We start from the raw sequence: 16,926 nt of genomic DNA on the forward strand, positions 1-16,926 counted from the left end.
TGGACCGGCGCGGGCGGCAAGACGCTGTTGCTGCTGGAGCCCGACACGCGGCACGGCCTGGACGGCCTGCTGTCCGACTTCGGCATCGCGCTGGCGCCGGGTGCGCTGGCCGATGCGGGCAGCCACTATCGCAACGATCCCGGCAGTCCGGCCGTCAGCGACTACACGCGCCACAAGATGACGCGCGGCCTGCCGCTCAGCTTCTTTCCGGGTGCAGCCGGTTTGGAACCGGCGGGCGACGCCTTACCCCCCGGCGTGGTGGTGACGCCGCTGGCGCAGACCTCCGCCGACGCGCAGGTGCCCGGCCAGCCACCCTCGCGCTACACGCTGATGGCGCTGGCCACGCGCAATGCGCAGGCGGCCAATGCAGACGGCGGGGCGCATCCCACGCTGCTGGTCGCGGGCGACAGCGATTTCGCCATCAACCGGCATTTCGCCACGCTGGGCAACGGCGCGCTGTTCACCAACGCTGTCACGCTGCTGGCGGGCGAGGACGCGCTGTTGACCATTCGGCCCCGGCATTACGAGAACCGCCGCGTGGAACTGACCAACCGCCAGATGCGCGCGGTGTTCTGGACCAGCACGGTGGCCTTGCCGCTGCTTGCGCTGCTGACGGGACTGCTGCTGTGGTGGAGGCGGCGGTGAACGCGCGCGCGGCGCTCTGGCCGGCGCTGCTGGCGGCGGGCATCTTGCTGTCGGCGTGGCAATGGCACGAGGCCGCCGAATCGCCGGCGCATCACGACGGCCACACGCATCTGCACGACGATCGCGGCAAGCCCGCGCGGCTCTACGCCTGGGAACCCGGCATGGCTGCGCAGGTGACGCTGGCGGGTCCCGACGGATCGGTTCGCCTGGCGCGCGGCCCGCAGGGCTGGACCGCCACGCCATCGGGCGCCGCAGCAGGCTTTGATGTGGCCGACTTCATCGCGCTGTTCTCGCAGACCCGCAGCGATCGCACCCTGACCCCGCAGGATGGAGAAACCTATGGCCTTGCGCCGCCGCAACTGCGCATCGACGTGCGCGATGCCGCCGGCGCGGCCTTGGCAACGCTGGACGTCGGCGCGCTGGCGCCAGATGGATTAGGCCGTTATGTACGCTTGCCGGATGAGGCGCAGATCCGGATTATCCCGGACTATCAAACCCGGGCGCCGCTGGCGGTGCTTGGGGCGGCCGCCGCCACTCCATCGCTTGTTAAACCCGCCTTGCACAAAGATAAATAGGTCGCCGATAAACCCCTACCTATACTTCGCAAACATAGGACGGCGGACGGGCCCAAGCCATAGCGGGACGGGCCGGTAAGCCTGCCATAAAAGGGCCTTCCGGCGCCTTGCGCAGCCATGCGCGGGACAGCACGGAAAGGTTGATAACGAGACAAGGGCGCGCCGGGCGCGCCCGGGGCGCAAGCCCGCACGCCGCGCGATCCTGACGGTTCGTCGCGTCCGTGCTCAGCGTATTGGGAGAAGACGCTTGACCTTGGATCTACTGCCTCTCGCCTTGGTGGACGGCGTGGCATACGCCAGTCTGCTATTCCTGGTGTCGATGGGGTTAACCCTGGTGTTCGGTGTGATGGGGATACTGAACGTCGCCCACGGCGCGTTCTACGCCTTTGGCGGCTATGCCGCGGCCAGCCTCGTCATGTTCGTGGCGCCCAAGACCGACTCCCCCATTCTTCTTTTCGCGGCCCTGTTCGTGGCGGCCATTGCCGTCGGGCTGCTGCTGGGCAGCATCATGGAATTCGTCCTGATCCGCCGCGCCCAGAACTACGACCCCATCCTCAAGCTGCTGCTCACCTTCGGCGCCTTCCTGATGCTGGAAGACATCCAGCGCATGCTGTGGGGCGCGCAACCCTACAGCGCCAGCGAAGTCGTCAACCGGCTGGGCAACATCGAGATCGGCGACATCACCTACACGACATATCAGCTTGTCGTGGTGCCGGCCACGGCGCTGCTGGCCTACGTGTGCCTGGAGTTCTTCCTGCGCCACACCAAGCTCGGCAAACAGACGGTGGCCACCACGCACCACCGCGAAGTCGCCACGTCGCTCGGCATCAACGCCAAGAAGATCGGGTACGTCACCTTCGTGATCGCGACCATCCTGGGCGCGTTGGGCGGCGCGCTGGCTTCGCCCACGACCTCGCTGGTGCCGGGCGCCGGCACCGACATGACGGTGCTGTCGTTCGCGGTGGTCGCCACCGCGGGGCTGGGCCAGATCACCGGCGCGCTGATCGCCGCGCTGCTCATCGGCATCATCCGCGCCATCGCCGTGTATGCGGCGCCGGAGCTGGAAGTCGCCGTGCCCTACATCATCATGGTGCTGGTGCTGATCATCCGCCCGCACGGCCTGTTCACCGTTGCTCAAGCGAGGACGATCTGATGAAAGTCCCTGTCCTCAGCCTGCTGGCCGCGTTGTTCACGCTGTTTCTTGGCTACACCTATTCCTGGACCATCACGCCCATCGTCATTGGCCTGACCTACGCGATTGCCGCGCTGGGCGTGTCGGTAATGGCGCGCGCCGGCCAGATCTCGTTCGGCCATGCCATGTTTGCCTGCATCTCGGCGTACACCGTGGCATTCCTGGCCAAAGCCATGCCCGGCCTGGATGCGCTGGTGCTGATCCTGGCCGGCGTCGTCGCCAGTTTTGTCGCCGCCGTCGTCATTGGCCTGTTCGTGGTGCGTTACCGCGGCATCTTCTTTGGCATGTTGAACCTGGCGCTCAGCATGGTGCTGTTCGCGCTGCTGGGTAAGCTCTACACGCTGACCGGCGGCTCCGATGGCATGCGCATCGTGCGCCCGACCATGGCCGGCATCGTGATGGAGCGCGAATCCTTCGAACGCGCGCTGCTGGTGCTGACGCTGGTCTTGTCGCTGGTGCTGGCGTGGTGGGTGCAGCGTTACTTCCGCTCGGGCAGCGGCCAGGCGCTGTCGGCCATCAAGACCAACGAAACGCGCATCGAATACCTGGGGTTTTCCGCGTACTTCATCATGTGGAAGGGCTATCTGCTGTCGGCGGTGGTGGTCGGGTTCTCGGGCGCGATCCTTGCGCTGATGCAAGGGCTGGTCACGCCGGAAATCGGCTCGTGGCTGCGCTCGGGCGAATTCGTCTTCATCACCATCCTGGGCGGGGCCGGCCATGCCGCCGGCGCGTTCCTTGGCGCGGTGGGCTTCGAATCCGTGAAGCTCGTGTCCGCCGCCTACTTCCCCGGTCTTTGGCAGTTCCTGTTGGGCCTCACGTTGATCCTGGTCATCTTCATGTTCCCCACGGGCTTCGTGGGCCAGATCACCAAGCGCATCAAGTCGCGTGAACGTGCGCAGCGGCGCGCGCAGGCGCCCGTGCAGGTCGCGGCAAGGAACTGACATGAAACCCCTCATTCAAACCACCGACCTGTACCTGGCCTTTGGCGGCGTGGTGGCCGCCGACAACATCAACTTCGAACTGCACGAAGGCGAACGGCTGGCGGTGATCGGCCAGAACGGCGCGGGCAAGACCACCTTCATCAATATCTGCACGGGGTACCTGACGCCCGCCAAGGGCAAGGTCTACTTCGACGGCAAGGACGTTACCGCCATGGCCCCGCGCAAGATCGTGCGGCTGGGCATGGGGCGCTCGTTCCAGCTGCCGCAACTGTTTACCGAGCACACCGTGCGCCAGTGCGTGCAGATCGCGGCCGCGCGACGAAACAAGGAACTGAGCTGGTTCCGGTCGCTGGAAAGCACCATCGACGCGCGCGAGGTGGACGCCACGCTGGATCTGGTGGGCCTCTTGCCCGACGCCGACGAAGCCTGCATCGAGCTGCCCGAAGGCAAGCGCAAGCTGCTGGACGTGGCGATGGCGCTGGCGTTGCAGCCCAAGCTGCTGATCATGGACGAGCCCACCAGCGGCGTCGCGTCGGAAGACAAGTTCGCGCTGATGGCGACCGTGATGCACGCGCTGGACGAGCGCCGCGTGACGAGCTGGTTCGTCGAGCACGATGTGGACATCGTGTCGCGCTACGCCACCCGCGTGGCGGCGTGGATCGCCGGTAAGGTGGCCGCCGACGGCTCGCCCGAGGAAGTCTTGAACAATCCGCAGATCAGAAGCGAAGTGCTGGGGGCCTGAACCATGTTGAACCTATCGGCCATCAACGTCGACCTGGCGGGCAATCGCATCCTGCGCGACGTCAGCGCCAACTTTGAAGCGTCGCGCACCATCGGCATCGTCGGGCGCAACGGCGCGGGCAAGACCACGCTCTTGCGCACCATCATGGGCCTGACGCGCATCCGCTCCGGCAAGATCGCGTTCGACGGCACCGACCTGACGTCGCTGCCCGGCCACAAGCGCGCGGCCATGAAGGTGGGCTACGCGCCCGAGGATCGCGTCATCTTCCCAACCATGACCGTCGAGGAAAACCTGCACCTGCCGTGCGAAGTGCAGGGCCAGTCCAAGGCGGAGATCCAGGCCCGCATGGACACCGTGCTGAAGGTGGTGCCGCAGCTGGAGCCCATGCTCAAGCGGTCCGGCTCCGCGCTGTCGGGCGGGCAGGGCAAGATGGTGGCGCTGGCGCGGGCCGTCATGGTCGGCACCCGGCTTTTGATGCTGGATGAACCCTTCCAGGGGCTCGCGCCCAAGCTGGCGCGCGACTACACCGAGGCGCTGGGCCGGCTCAAGGAAATGCAGCCCGACCTGTGCGTGGTCATCACCGAATCCAACGTGAAGTTGCTGGGCGACATTCCCGACCAGATATGGACGATCGAGCGCGGCTCGATCACGCTGAACTGATACCCACGGAGACATTCCCATGACGCAGATGATTATCGGCGGCCGTCAGGTCGACGCCCAGGACGGGCGCACGATCGAGGTCGTTTCCCCCGTAGACGGCGCGGTGTTCACCACCATCCCGCGCGGCCAGCAGGCCGACGTGAACGCGGCGGTGCAGGCCGCCCGCGACGCGCTGGAGGGCGCATGGGGCGACATGACCGCGCTGGAACGCGGCCGCCTGCTGATGCGCCTGGGCGAAAGCGTGCTGGCGCATCACGAGGAACTGGCCCAGCTGGAATCACGCGACACCGGCAAGCCCATGTCCACCGCGCGCGGCGACATCACCGTGCTGGCCCGTTACTTCGAGTTCTACGGCGGCGCTGCCGACAAGGTGCACGGCCAGACCATCCCGTTTCAGAAAGACTACTCGGTGCAGCTCATCCGCGAACCGCTGGGCGTCACCGCGCACATCATTCCGTGGAACTACCCCGCGCAGATGTTCGGCCGCAGCGTGGCGCCGGCGCTTGCCATGGGCAACGCGGCTGTGGTCAAGCCCGCCGAGGACGCCTGCCTGTCGATCATCCGGGTGGCCGAACTGGCGCTGGAAGTGGGCTTTCCGCCGGGCGCGCTGAACATCGTGACGGGCCTGGGCGAAGAGGCCGGCGCCGCGCTGTCGCGCCATCCCGGCATCAACTTCATCACCTTCACCGGCTCGAACGAAGTCGGCGTGCTGGTTCAGCAGGCCGCCGCGCTCAATGCGGTCAAGTGCGTGCTGGAACTGGGCGGCAAGTCGGCGCACATCGTATTTGACGACGCCAACTACAAGCTCGCCATTCCCGCCATCGTCAAGGGCATCGTCCACAACACCGGCCAGACCTGCACGGCGGGAAGCCGGCTGCTGGTGCAAAAGCGCATCTACGACGACTTCATGAAGGCGCTGGGCGAGGAGTTCTCGAAGGTGCGCGCGGGCACGCCGGACATGGACCTGACCTGCGGCCCCGTCGTCAACAAGGCGCAGTACGACCGCGTCAACCGCTACATCGCCAAGGGCCTCTCTGAAGGCCTTCAGGTCGCGGCCGAAGGCGGCATCGCCGACGGCGTTCCGCAGGGCGGATTCTTCGTCAAACCCACGCTCTTTGCCGCCACCAGCCATGACAGCGACCTGCTGACACAGGAGATCTTCGGCCCCGTGCTGGTCGCGCTGCCCTTTGCGGACGAGGCCGAAGCCATCCGCCTGGCCAACGCGACCGATTACGGCCTGTTGGGCGCGGTGTGGACCGAAAACGGCGGACGCCAGCAGCGCGTGGCGCGCGGCATCAAGTGCGGGCAGGTCTACATCAACGGCTTCGGCGCGGGCGGCGGCGTCGAGCTGCCGTTCGGCGGCGTCAAGAAGAGCGGGCACGGCCGGGAAAAAGGCTTCATCGCGCTGGAAGAGATGAGCACGACCAAGACCCTGATTCAGTTCTATGGCGAGTGATCGCCGCGCATCATACGGAGACAGAAAATGAGCCAGTTGCAAGGCAAGGTTGCGATCGTCACGGGCGGGGGAAACGGTTTCGGCGAGGGCATCGTCAAGCTGTACGCCAAGGAAGGCGCCAAGGTCGTGATCGCGGACATCAACAAAGAGGCCGCCGACCGCGTGGCTGCTGAAGTCGGCGACGCCGCGCTGGCCGTGAAGGCCAACGTGTCCAGCCGCGCCGACATCGACAACGTGGTGCGCGCCGCACTCGACAAATTCGGCGCCGTGGACATCGTGGTCAACAACGCCGCCATCACCCACAAGAACCAGCCGATGCTGGACGTGGACGAGGCCACCTTCGACCGCATGTTCGACATCAACGTGAAGTCGATCTATCACATGGCGCAGGCCGTCGTGCCCGTCATGCGCAAGCAGAAGCGCGGCGTGATCCTGAACATTGGTTCCACGGCCGGCATCCGTCCGCGTCCGGGCCTCAGTTGGTACAACGCGTCCAAGGGCGCGGTCAATGTGCTGTCCAAGTCGATGGCCGTGGAACTGGGCGGAGAGGGCATTCGCGTCAACGCCATCTGCCCGGTCATGGGCGTGACCGGCATGTTCGAACTCTTCATGGGCTTGCCGGACACCCCCGAGAACCGCGCGAAGTTCGTGTCGACCATTCCGCTCGGCCGCTTCTGCCAGCCCTCCGACGTGGCCGCGGCCGCGCTGTTCCTGGCCAGCGATGCGGCCGAGTTCATCACCGGCGTGGAGTTTCCCGTCGACGGCGGACGCACGGTATAGGTTTGGACGCCGGCATGTCGCGGGGTCGCGACATGCCGGATGCCGCGACCGCCCGCGGTCCGGATCACTTCTGTGGATGAAGACGCATGAAAATCAAAGCGGCGTTATTGCGGCAAGTGGGGGTCGACGGACCGTACGCGCAGACCCGGCCCCTGACCATCGCGGATATCGAGCTGGACCCGCCCGGGTTCGGCGAGGTGCTGGTCAGAATCCGTGCAGCGGGACTTTGCCATTCGGACCTGTCCGTCATCAACGGCGACCGGCCGCGTGGCGTGCCCATCGTGCTGGGGCATGAGTCATCCGGCGAAGTCGTCGAAACCGGGCCGGGCGTTTCGGACCTGAAGGCCGGCGATCACGTCGCCATGGTGTTCGTGCCCAGTTGCGGCTGCTGCAATCCCTGCATGGAAGGCCGGCCCGCCTTGTGCGAGCCCGGCGCGGTCGCCAACACGAAGGGCACGCTGCTGGGCGGCGAGCGCCGCCTGCACATCGGCGACGAATACATCAACCATCACACCGGCGTGTCCTGCTTCGCGGAATACGCCGTGGTGTCGCGGCGCTCGTGCGTCAAGGTGAACGTCGAACTGTCCCACCGCGAGGCCGCGCTGTTCGGCTGCGCCGTGCTGACTGGCGCCGGCGCCGTCATCAACCGAGCGCGCATCAAGGTGGGCGACACCGCCGCGATCGTGGGGCTGGGCGGCGTGGGATTGAGCGCACTGTTGGCCGCCGTTGCTGCCGGCGCGCGCCGCGTCGTGGCCATCGACCTCAGTGACGAGAAACTGGCTCTGGCCAAAGAGCTGGGCGCCACGCACCTCGTCAACCCGAAGCAGATCAAGACCGACGACGACCTCATGGATCTGGCCGGCGGCCGCGTGGACTTCGGTTTTGACATGGCCGGCGCCGTGCCGGCCTTCGAGACCGCCTACAAGCTCACGCGCCGGGGCGGCGCCACGGTGACGTCCGGCCTGCCCAACCCCAAGTTCAGCTTCCCGCTGTCGCTGTCGCAGATGGTGGGCGAAGAGCGCGAGATCCGGGGCAGCTACCTGGGCTCGGGTGTACCCGCCATCGACATCAGCCGCTACATCGACCTGTACAAGGCCGGCCGTCTGCCGGTGGACCGGATGATGGGCCAATCGTTTTCGCTGGACCAGATCAACGAGGGGTTCGATCACCTCGCCACCGGCGGCAGCCTGCGCGACGCCATCGTTTTCTAAGGGCACAGACCCGATCAACAACACTGGAGACAACACCATGAAGACCTCAAGACTGGCGGCCCTCCTGGGCGCCACCCTGCTGTCGGGCCTGGCCACGCTGGCCATCGCCGCCGACAAGCCCAAGGAACTGAACGTCGGTATCTCGACCTTCCTGTCGGGCTCGGCGTCCGTGTTCGGCGTGCCTGCCCGCGACGCGGCCGACATCCTGATCGAAGAGATCAACGCCAATGGCGGCATCGACGGCGTGAAGATCGTGCCCAGCTACATCGACGAAGGCGGCGGCGGCGAGAAGCTGCTTTCCGAGTACCGGCGCCTGGCCGAAGGCGGCACGCGCGTGATGCTGTCGGCCATTTCCAGCGGCCACTGCAACATCGTCGCGCCCGTGGCCGAGGACCTGAAGGTGCTGAACGTGCTGTGGGACTGCGGCACGGAAAAGGCGCTGGAAGGCAAGAAGTACAAGTACGTCGTGCGCACGCAGGCCAACGCCACCACCGAGATGGTCGCGCAGGTGCTGTATCTGATGAAGGTGAAGCCCGACTTCAAGACCATCGCCATCGTCAACCAGGACTACGCCTGGGGCCGCGATTCGCGCGACATCTTCCTGGCCGCGCTCAAGAAGTTCAAGCCCGACGTCAAGGTCGTCGCCGAGATGTTCCCCAAATTCGGCGCCGCCGATTTCTCCACCGAAATCAGCCGTCTGCAGGCGCTGCGTCCGGATGTGATCGTCTCGACGTCGTGGGGCGGCGACCTGGACAACTTCGTGCGCCAGGCCTCGCAGCGCAACCTGTTCAAGAACTCCACCTTCGTGCTGTCGCTGGCCGAAAGCTCGCTCGAGCGGCTGGGCAACGCCCTGCCGGAAGGCGTCCTGGTCGGCGCGCGTGGCGACCATTACTTCCTGCATCCGGAAACCAAGGACGATCCCAAGCACCAGGCCTTCGTGAAGAAATTCCACGACAAGACCGGCGCCTATCCGATCTACTCGGTCTATCACATGGTGCAAGGCATCAACGGCCTGAAGGCCGGCTACGAGAAGGCCATCAAGGACAACGGGGGCAATTGGCCGACGCCTGAACAGGTGGCAGCCGCGATGCACGACGTCAGCTTCAAGGGCTATGGTCGCGAGATCCAGATGCACCGCGCCGATGGCCAGGCGTTGGAAGCGCAGCTGTTCGGCGTGACCAAGAAGAGCGACAAGTACCCGTTCAAGGTCCTGGCCGATATCACCATCGTGCCGGCTGAACTGGTCACGCCCGGGGTGACGGATACGTCGATGGCGTGGATCGAAAAGAGCCTGACGCCCGAGGTGTTGAAGAGCGATCAGATCAAGGTGTTCCCGAACTGATCGGGACGGACAGCGCAAGCAGCAGTGTGTGGTGCAGGGATAGCCCCGGCGTGCGCGCCGGGGCATTTTTTTGCTACAGCTCCAGCACCACCTTCTTGCCCCCGCATGATCGCGAGCAGCAGGCCATCATCTTGTTGTTCGCCTCGCGTTCCGCGCGCGTCAGCACCACGTCGCGATGGTCGATGTCGCCTTCCAGCACGCGCACCTCGCACGATCCGCACAACCCTTCCTCGCAATCGCTCTGCACGTCGATGTTGGCGCCGCGCAATGCCGTCAGCAGCGTCTGGTCCGCAGGCACATTGAGGACAATCCCCGAATCCTTCAGCACCACCTCAAAGGCCTGTTCCTTCGACGGGTCCAGCGTCCCCAGCGTGGAATGGAAGTGCTCCACCCGCAGCGTATCTTCCGGCCATGCCGCGCAGCAGCCAGCCAGCGCATCCAGCAGACCCTGCGGACCGCACGCATACACCTGCGTGCCGGCGCGCGGCTCGGCGAGCAGGGCGGCATAGTCCGCGCGGCTGCCCTCGTCCTTCACGTGCAGATGCAGGCGATCCCCGTGCAGCGACGCCAGTTCGTCCGCCAGCGCCATGCAAGCGCGCGAGCGACCGCTGTAATGCAGTTCGTAGTCCAGCCCCAGCTCCCGCGCACGCCGCGCCATGGCGCTGATGGGCGTGATGCCGATGCCGCCCGCGATCAGGATGAGTTTTGAGGCCGATTCGTCCAGACGGAAGTGATTGCGTGGTCCACGAATGCGCAGGCGCGCGCCCGGCGTGGCGTTCGCGTGCATCCAGGCGGAACCGCCGCGGCCATTTGCCTCGTGCAGCACGGCAATTTCAAAGACGCCGGTCTCGGCCGGATCGCCGCACAGCGAGTACTGACGTGACAGGCCGGTATCGCCGCATTCCACATCGATGTGCGATCCGGGCGACCAGCGGGGCAGGGGCTTGCCGTCCGGCGATACCAGGCGCAGCCGCACGATGCCGTCGGCCGCCCGTTTTGCGCTGTGCACCACGACCGGCCGGGTGATGGCGTGTGAGGACGGCTCGCCAATGCGCACGGGGTGCCTGCCCTCCAGCAGCGAAGGATTCACACGTTCCGGATTCTGCGCCGGATCCCATTCCACCCACAGATGTTCGGGGCCGCGGAACGAGGTATTGGGCACATACGTGAAAGCCTGTTCCGCCAGCTTCAGATGGGGCAGGCGGCGCGTCAGTTCTTCCAGGAAGATCTGCATCTCCATGCGCGCCAGATTCTTGCCCATGCACTGGTGCGAGCCATACCCGAAGGTGAGCTGATCGCTGGCGTTTTCACGGCGGATGTCGAAGAGGTCGGCGTCTTCGAACTGGCCCTCGTCATGGTTGGCCGACGAGGTCACGATCAGCAGCTTGGAGCCGGCCGGAATCGCCACGCCCGCGATCTCCACGTCGCGCGTCGCCAGCCGCCGCCAGGCCGCGACCGAGCCGTTGTGCCGCAGGCATTCCTCGACCGCGTTCGGGATCAGGTTCGGATCCTCGCAGATCTCGCGCCAGGCCTGCGGGTGCTGCAGCAGCAGCTTAATTGCGTTGGCCGACGCGTTGGCGGTGGTCTCGTGCGCCGCCACGATGCCGGCCATCATCATCGAATGCAGATATGAATCGGTGACCACCTCCGGATGCGTCTGCTGCTTGCGCAGGCCGTATTGCATCCAGCCGGGGCCGGACGGGTCCTGCCGCATCTTGTCCAGGATCTTCCCGGCCAACTGCCAGAAATTGCCAACCGCGTGGGCGACGGCAACCTGCTCCTCGGGCTTGGGCCGGCCCCAGGTGTTCACCGTGTGTGCGATGGAATACTGGCGCAGCAGGTCCATGTCTTCTTCTGGAACGCCCAGGAAATGCAGCGCCACCGTCAGCGGCACTTCCCACAGCATCTGGTCGACAAGGTCGGCGCGGCCGTCGTCGATGAAGCGGTCCACGTATTCGCGCGTCAGGCGGCGCACCATCGGTTCATGATGCTTCAATTCTTCAGGCGTGAACGGGTCCATCAGCACGCGGCGGCGCGGCATGTGCGCGGGCTCGTCTTCGTTCACCAGCGTGCGGTTCATGGCGTAGCCGTACGACGCCAGCACCGCGTTGGCCTCCGGCCCCGTCGGCGTGATCTTCTCCAGCGCGATGGACGGGCTGAAGGTGATGTTGTCGCGGAAGATCGCCTTGATGTCGTCGTAACGCGTCACGACCCAGTAGCCTAGTTGCGGGCTGTAGAACACCGGCTCCTGGTCGCGCGCCCAGCGCACGTATTCCGGCGGGTCTTGCTGGTAGCCGTCGCCAAAGGGATCGAACGCGGCGGCGCGCGGGCTGACCGGACAGCCCGTCGGGCTCTGCGCCGCGGCCAACGCGGTGTGGACGATGGGACAGCCCGAGGGGCGCGAGGTGGCGAATGCTTGGTTCATGAGGTCGTTCCGTGTGTTCGTCTTGCTGGCCCGCCGCGGGGCATATGGCGCGCGGCATATGGCGTGCGGCATACGGCATGCGGCGGGCCGGTGATGCGGGTTCAGCGTGATGCAACCGAGCTTGATGCTCGGTCCAGCGTAATGCTCAGTCCAGCGTGATGCCCAGATCCTTGATCAGCTTCTGCCAACGGGCACGTTCGGCCGTCAACATCTCGGCATACTGCGCGGGCGTGTTGCCGATCGGCTCGATGCCGAATTCCACCAAGCGCTGGCGCGTGGCCGGGTCATTGATGGTCGCGACCACCTGCTTGTTCAGCGCGTCGATCACGGGCTTGGGCGTCGCAGCCGGCACCACCACGCCAACCTGCGCCGCAGCTTCCACGTTCTTCAGGCCGATTTCGGCAAAGGTCGGCACGTCGGGCAGTTGCGGCAGCCGGGTCGGATTGGCGACCGCCAGCGCCTTCACCTTGCCGCCGTTGATGAATCCGGCGCCAGCGGCCAGGTCCACCATCATCGCGGGCACCTGCCCGCCGGCCACGTCCGCCAGCGCGGGCGACGCGCCGCGGTAGGGCACGTGCGTCAGGGTCAGTCCCGCTTCAACCTTCAGCAATTCCATTGCCAGGTGGTGCGGACTGCCGGCGCCGGCCGACGCGTAATCCAGCCCTTCCTTGCGCGCCTTGGCTTCCGCCAGGAATTCCTTGGCTGAGTTGACTTTCATGGCCGGTCCGACCACGAGAATCATCGGAAACCGTCCCATCAGCGTGACGGGCGCCAGATCCTTCGCCGGGTCGTACGACAGCTTCTTGTAGAGCGCCGGGTTGAACACCAGCGTGCCGTTGTCGGCCGACAGCATCGTGTAGCCGTCGGCCGGGGCGCGCGCCGTTTCCGACGCCGCAATCGCCGTGTTGCCGCCCGGCTTGTTCTCGATCACCACCGGCTGGTGCAGGCGCCCGGTCAATCCCTGCCCGATGCTGCGCGCCAGGAAATCCGACCCGCCGCCCGCGGCGTACGGCACGATCCAGCGTACGGGCTTGGACGGGTAATCGGCAGCCGCCTGCTGCGCGGACGCGCTGGCACAAGCCAGCAGGGGCAGGGCCATCAGGCCGGCCAGGATGTGGTGTTTAACACTGCGCATGGACAAGTCTCCTCGATGTGGAATGTCAAAAGTGCATTCCTTGTTTGCGTAAAGCATATACGCAATGCGTAATTTTTGAAGAAGGGTTAACCTTAGTGCCGCTCCAGGCTTTCGGTCCCTCGTTTGCCGGCGAGCGTCTGCCCCGGAGCTGTATTTCCCTATGAGCAAAGCCGCCTTGCCGCCTGAATCCGACCTCGACTCCGCCCAGGATCCGGCCGCCCGGCCGCGCGAGCGACGCCAGCGGGTCCAGGCGGCGGAAACCGGCATGTCGGTGCTGAAAGGGCTTGCACGCCTGGGCGGTCGCGCCAGCCTCACGGCCTTGGCGGCCCACGTCGGCGAAAGCCCCGCCAAGGTCCACCGCTACCTGATGAGCCTCATCGCCGAAGGGCTGGTCGACCAGGAAGTGGCGACGCAGCAATATCACCTGGGCCTGGAAGCGCTTTACGTAGGGGTAGCCGCCATGCGCCAGGCCGACCCCCTACGCATCGGCGAACCCGCGCTCGTGCGCCTGCGCGAAAGCCTGGCCGTCACGTGCTTTATCGCCGTCATGGGCAACAAGGGTCCGACCATTGTGCGATTCGAGGAGCCCGGCCTGCCGGTCACCGTGAACGTGCGCGTGGGGTCGGTGCTGTCGATGCTGTGGTCGGCGACGGGGCGGGCATTTCTTGGATTGCTGGACGAGGCGCCGGTGCGGGCGCTGGCGGAAGCCGAACTGGCCGGCGCACCGGCCGAGCAGCGCGCGCTGCTGGATCGGGATGACCCCATCGGCGTCTTGCGCCGCGATGTTCGGGCGGCGGGGTGCGCCACCGTGAAAGACACCAATCTGCGCGGCATCAGCGCCGTGTCCGCGCCGCTGTATGACCATACCGGCCGGGTCTGCGCGGTATTGACCGCGCTGGGCGCGACGGGCGGGTTTGATGTGTCCGAGGGCGGGGCGGTGGTGGCTGCGGTAAAGCGGGAGGCGCTGGCGGCCAGCGTGGCGTTGGGGTATGTGGCGGGGTGACCCCGCGCAGAACCGACACTGTGTCAGACGCGTGAATCTACCGCCCCACCTCCAGCTTCCCCAACGCATCCCTGAAATCCGGATACTCCTTCAAAAACGCCTGGTTCCGCTCGAACCTCCCGAGCAACCGATCATCGATCGTCAGGTTCAACACCGTCTCCCGATCCCACACCCTGGGCCGCCGCTTCACCGGAATCGGCACTTTCTCCGTGAACTCCTTGTACGAATCATGCGGTTCGCACTGTTCATAATCGGTCGAGATCCGCTGCACCGTCCCTGTCTCCAGTCCCGCCTGCCGCGCCTTTTCCTGCAGCCATGCCGCCGGCAGCGTCTGCAAGCTTCCATCCTGATACCCGCCGCCCACATCCGAATGCGCGCCGATGAACCAGCGCTGTTCCACGGGCAGATGCGCCGGCCGTGGCGGTGAGCCGGCGCGCCGGGTCCACAGCGTCGGGAAGTACGGCTCGCGGTATTCGTTGGTGGCGATGGCGTGGTACGCGTTCAGGACGTGGTTGCTCAGTTCCGTGTCGTGGAAGTTGTAGAAGCTGGAGAAGCCGGGAAATGACACGCCGCCGACGGGGATGCCCAGGCTGCCGACGGTGTCCCACACGCCGACGAAGTGCAGGTCGGTGTCGCGCGAAAACCGGTCGCGGAAGGCGGCGGCTTCCAGGGACGATGGGGTGCAGTCGTCGCGGTAGAGCGCGTAGGCCTCGGAGACATTGTTGTCGGTGGGCTCGTTGAGCAGACCGCATTTGCGCACCATGCCCGCGAGGCTGCGCGCGGAATACGCGCCGCGGCTGAAACCGAAGAGGAAGATGCGGTCGCCGGGCTCGTGGCGCTGACAGAGCCACCGGTAGCCTTCGCGGATGTTGGCCGACAGGCCCGCGCCGAACGCGCCGCCCATGAATTTGTCGATGGCGGACCACAGGCCCTGGCCTTGCGTCCCCACGCCCTCGATGTAGAGCGTTTCCTGCGTGCTGGTCTCGGGCGCGGCTTTGTAGAGCTCGTAGACGTTGGTGCGGTCGTTGGGTTCGTTCCACGTACCGTCGAAGAATACGGCGAGGTTCTTCACCATGATCGTCTCCCCACACACAGATAAAGGCTTGCGATACCTATGCTGCCGGCTGGGACAACGCCTGCGTGAGGCAAGCTAGCACGCGGCGTGTCCGAGGCAGGGCGCGGGGTTTCCCTGCTGCATGTTCGTACACCGCCTTTGTGCCTAGCCCCGCGTGCGCGACATGGCGTGCTGGCGGCGTTTGCGCGGCGTACCGCTTTCAAGAGTACGCCTTTACTACAGCATCAGGAGCCGTCCAGATCGTCCGTGGATGGTATCCAGGAGACGAAAAAAAGCGGCCCGAAGGCCGCCGTTGCAAACAGGGTCGATCCCCGCTTCAGACGATCTGGAATTGCACGTCGATGTTGTCGCGAATTGCGCGCGAGTAAGGGCACAACTGGTGCGCCGATTCGACCAGCAATTGCTTCTGCTCGCCGGTCAATCCCGGCAGTGACACGGCCAGCGTGACGCCGAGCGCGAAGTTGGCGCCGTTGTCGACCTTGCCCAGCGACACGCTGGCGTCAATGGCGATCTCGCGCGGCACGGTGATGTTGTGAGTGGCGCCGGCGCGCTTGATCGCGCCCATGAAGCAGGCCGAGTAGCCCACGCCAAAAAGCTGTTCGGGATTGGTGCCGGGCTTGCCGGATCCGGGCGTGCTCAGCGTCACGTCCAGCGCGCCGTCGCTGCTGCGTCCCGCGCCTTCGCGGCCGGCGGTGGTGTGGGTGTGGGCGGTGTAGAGAACCTGCTCGAGTTGCTTGGCCATGATGACTCCAGGTGGGTCGGCGCGGCGTGGCCGTGCCGGGGGTTGAGAGCCTGCATTGCATCAAGCGGCTGTATCGGTCATGTGTCGGCGCCGGGGCGGGATGGCATCACCGCGTATCCAGGGCCGGTCCAGATACGCTGCGATACAAACCGCCGTCATTGGCGGGCGCGGCGGCATTGGAGTATGTTGCGCGCTGGCGGCACTGGCCGCATTACGCAACGATCAAGCAACGATCACGGAAAAGCACACATCATGGGACGTCTCGCCATCCTGGGCGCGCTGCACGAAGAAATCGCCGACCTGCTGGCGGCCATGGACCCCGGCGCGGAGACGCGCCGCATCGCCATGCGCGATTTTCAGGTGGGCACGCTGTGGGGCACGCCTTGCGTGATTGCGCTCAGCCGTATCGGCAAGGTGGCCGCGGCGGCGACGGCGTCCATCGTCATCCAGGAGTTCGGCGTGTCGCGCGTGCTGTTCACGGGCCTGGCGGGCGGGCTGCATCCGCAGGTGCGCGTCGGCGACATCGTCGTGGCGGATGCCTTGATGCAGCACGACATGGACGCGCGGCCCTTGTTCGGCCGCCACGAAATCCCGCTGCTGGGGCGCGAGCGCTTCGACGCCGATGCCGCGCTGAGTGCATTGCTGCTGGATAGCGCACGTGACTTCGCGGCCAAGGGCGGTTTACCGGGCGCGGCCGCCCAGCCGCACGTTCACCACGGCCTGATCGCGACCGGCGATATCTTCGTCAACGACAACGATCTGGCGCACGAGCTGCGCCAGCGCCTGCCCGATGCCCTGTGCCTGGAAATGGAAGGCGCGGCGATGGCGCAGGTATGCCACGAATTCGGCGTGCCGTTTGCCGTGATGCGCGTGATCTCCGACAGTGCCGATCACGCGGCCAAGACGGACTTCACGGACTTCCTGGTGAACCTGGCGCGGCTGTACACCGCCGGCATCCTGAAGCCGCTGCTGCAGTCGGGCGCGCTGCGCGACGCCTGACGA

Annotated in this window: 15 protein-coding genes and 1 pseudogene; 12 read left to right on the forward strand and 4 right to left on the reverse strand. The window is 66.0% G+C overall.

What is annotated here, in order from left to right; genetic code table 11:
* The 10 genes and pseudogenes from B3446_RS20015 to B3446_RS20060 form a co-directional block, all read left to right on the forward strand.
* Positions 1 to 645, forward strand: a pseudogene (locus tag B3446_RS20015) (ABC transporter); the annotation flags it as partial.
* A complete protein-coding gene (locus tag B3446_RS20020; RefSeq protein ID WP_291384396.1) occupies positions 642 to 1,220 on the forward strand; it encodes a DUF4340 domain-containing protein in 579 nt (192 codons plus the stop codon). The pseudogene B3446_RS20015 and the gene B3446_RS20020, both read left to right, overlap by 4 nt.
* A gap of 247 nt (positions 1,221 to 1,467) precedes the next feature.
* Positions 1,468 to 2,373 (forward strand): branched-chain amino acid ABC transporter permease, encoded by a 906-nt coding sequence (locus B3446_RS20025; RefSeq protein WP_175122436.1) that lies wholly within the window; start codon positions 1,468 to 1,470, stop codon positions 2,371 to 2,373.
* The gene (locus tag B3446_RS20030; RefSeq protein ID WP_175137852.1) at positions 2,373 to 3,353 is read left to right on the forward strand and encodes a branched-chain amino acid ABC transporter permease; all 981 of its coding nucleotides are present in this window, start codon (positions 2,373 to 2,375) and stop codon (positions 3,351 to 3,353) included. Before B3446_RS20025 ends, B3446_RS20030 begins: the two co-directional genes overlap by 1 nt.
* A gap of 1 nt (position 3,354) precedes the next feature.
* Entirely contained in the window at positions 3,355 to 4,095 is a 741-nt protein-coding gene (locus B3446_RS20035; protein WP_291384400.1) for an ABC transporter ATP-binding protein, read from the forward strand.
* Between the two features lie 3 nt (positions 4,096 to 4,098).
* Complete coding sequence (locus B3446_RS20040) at positions 4,099 to 4,755, forward strand: ABC transporter ATP-binding protein (RefSeq protein WP_063956832.1); 657 nt, start codon at positions 4,099 to 4,101, stop codon at positions 4,753 to 4,755.
* 19 nt (positions 4,756 to 4,774) lie between these two features.
* Positions 4,775 to 6,211, forward strand: coding sequence for an aldehyde dehydrogenase family protein (locus tag B3446_RS20045; RefSeq protein ID WP_291384403.1), 1,437 nt, complete (start codon positions 4,775 to 4,777; stop codon positions 6,209 to 6,211).
* A 27-nt stretch (positions 6,212 to 6,238) separates the two neighbouring features.
* On the forward strand, positions 6,239 to 6,991 hold the full coding sequence (locus B3446_RS20050) for a glucose 1-dehydrogenase (protein ID WP_291384405.1): 753 nt from the start codon (positions 6,239 to 6,241) through the stop codon (positions 6,989 to 6,991).
* Positions 6,992 to 7,077: 86 nt separating this feature from the next.
* The gene (locus B3446_RS20055; RefSeq protein WP_291384407.1) at positions 7,078 to 8,202 is read left to right on the forward strand and encodes a zinc-dependent alcohol dehydrogenase family protein; all 1,125 of its coding nucleotides are present in this window, start codon (positions 7,078 to 7,080) and stop codon (positions 8,200 to 8,202) included.
* 37 nt (positions 8,203 to 8,239) lie between these two features.
* Complete coding sequence (locus B3446_RS20060) at positions 8,240 to 9,544, forward strand: ABC transporter substrate-binding protein (RefSeq protein ID WP_191579112.1); 1,305 nt, start codon at positions 8,240 to 8,242, stop codon at positions 9,542 to 9,544.
* Positions 9,545 to 9,617: 73 nt separating this feature from the next.
* Here the strand turns inward: B3446_RS20060 and B3446_RS20065 are convergent, their stop codons facing one another.
* The gene (locus tag B3446_RS20065) at positions 9,618 to 11,969 is read right to left on the reverse strand and encodes a cytochrome P450/oxidoreductase (protein ID WP_291384410.1); all 2,352 of its coding nucleotides are present in this window, start codon (positions 11,967 to 11,969) and stop codon (positions 9,618 to 9,620) included.
* A 145-nt stretch (positions 11,970 to 12,114) separates the two neighbouring features.
* Positions 12,115 to 13,104: a Bug family tripartite tricarboxylate transporter substrate binding protein gene (locus B3446_RS20070; protein ID WP_105240652.1), complete on the reverse strand. Its 990-nt coding sequence runs from the start codon at positions 13,102 to 13,104 to the stop codon at positions 12,115 to 12,117.
* 160 nt (positions 13,105 to 13,264) lie between these two features.
* Between B3446_RS20070 and B3446_RS20075 the strand changes: the two genes are divergently transcribed.
* Entirely contained in the window at positions 13,265 to 14,107 is an 843-nt protein-coding gene (locus B3446_RS20075; protein WP_224776971.1) for an IclR family transcriptional regulator, read from the forward strand.
* A gap of 37 nt (positions 14,108 to 14,144) precedes the next feature.
* Here B3446_RS20075 and B3446_RS20080 read toward each other — a convergent pair whose 3' ends face one another.
* The gene (locus B3446_RS20080; RefSeq protein ID WP_291384413.1) at positions 14,145 to 15,182 is read right to left on the reverse strand and encodes a DUF2235 domain-containing protein; all 1,038 of its coding nucleotides are present in this window, start codon (positions 15,180 to 15,182) and stop codon (positions 14,145 to 14,147) included.
* A gap of 316 nt (positions 15,183 to 15,498) precedes the next feature.
* A complete protein-coding gene (locus B3446_RS20085; RefSeq protein WP_191579115.1) occupies positions 15,499 to 15,924 on the reverse strand; it encodes an organic hydroperoxide resistance protein in 426 nt (141 codons plus the stop codon).
* A gap of 252 nt (positions 15,925 to 16,176) precedes the next feature.
* Between B3446_RS20085 and B3446_RS20090 the strand changes: the two genes are divergently transcribed.
* Positions 16,177 to 16,923: a 5'-methylthioadenosine/adenosylhomocysteine nucleosidase gene (locus tag B3446_RS20090; RefSeq protein ID WP_291384415.1), complete on the forward strand. Its 747-nt coding sequence runs from the start codon at positions 16,177 to 16,179 to the stop codon at positions 16,921 to 16,923.
* Positions 16,924 to 16,926 lie beyond the last annotated feature (3 nt).

It is taken from the genome of Achromobacter sp. UBA5777, assembly GCF_002418565.1.
Taxonomy (GTDB): domain Bacteria; phylum Pseudomonadota; class Gammaproteobacteria; order Burkholderiales; family Burkholderiaceae_B; genus Achromobacter; species Achromobacter animicus.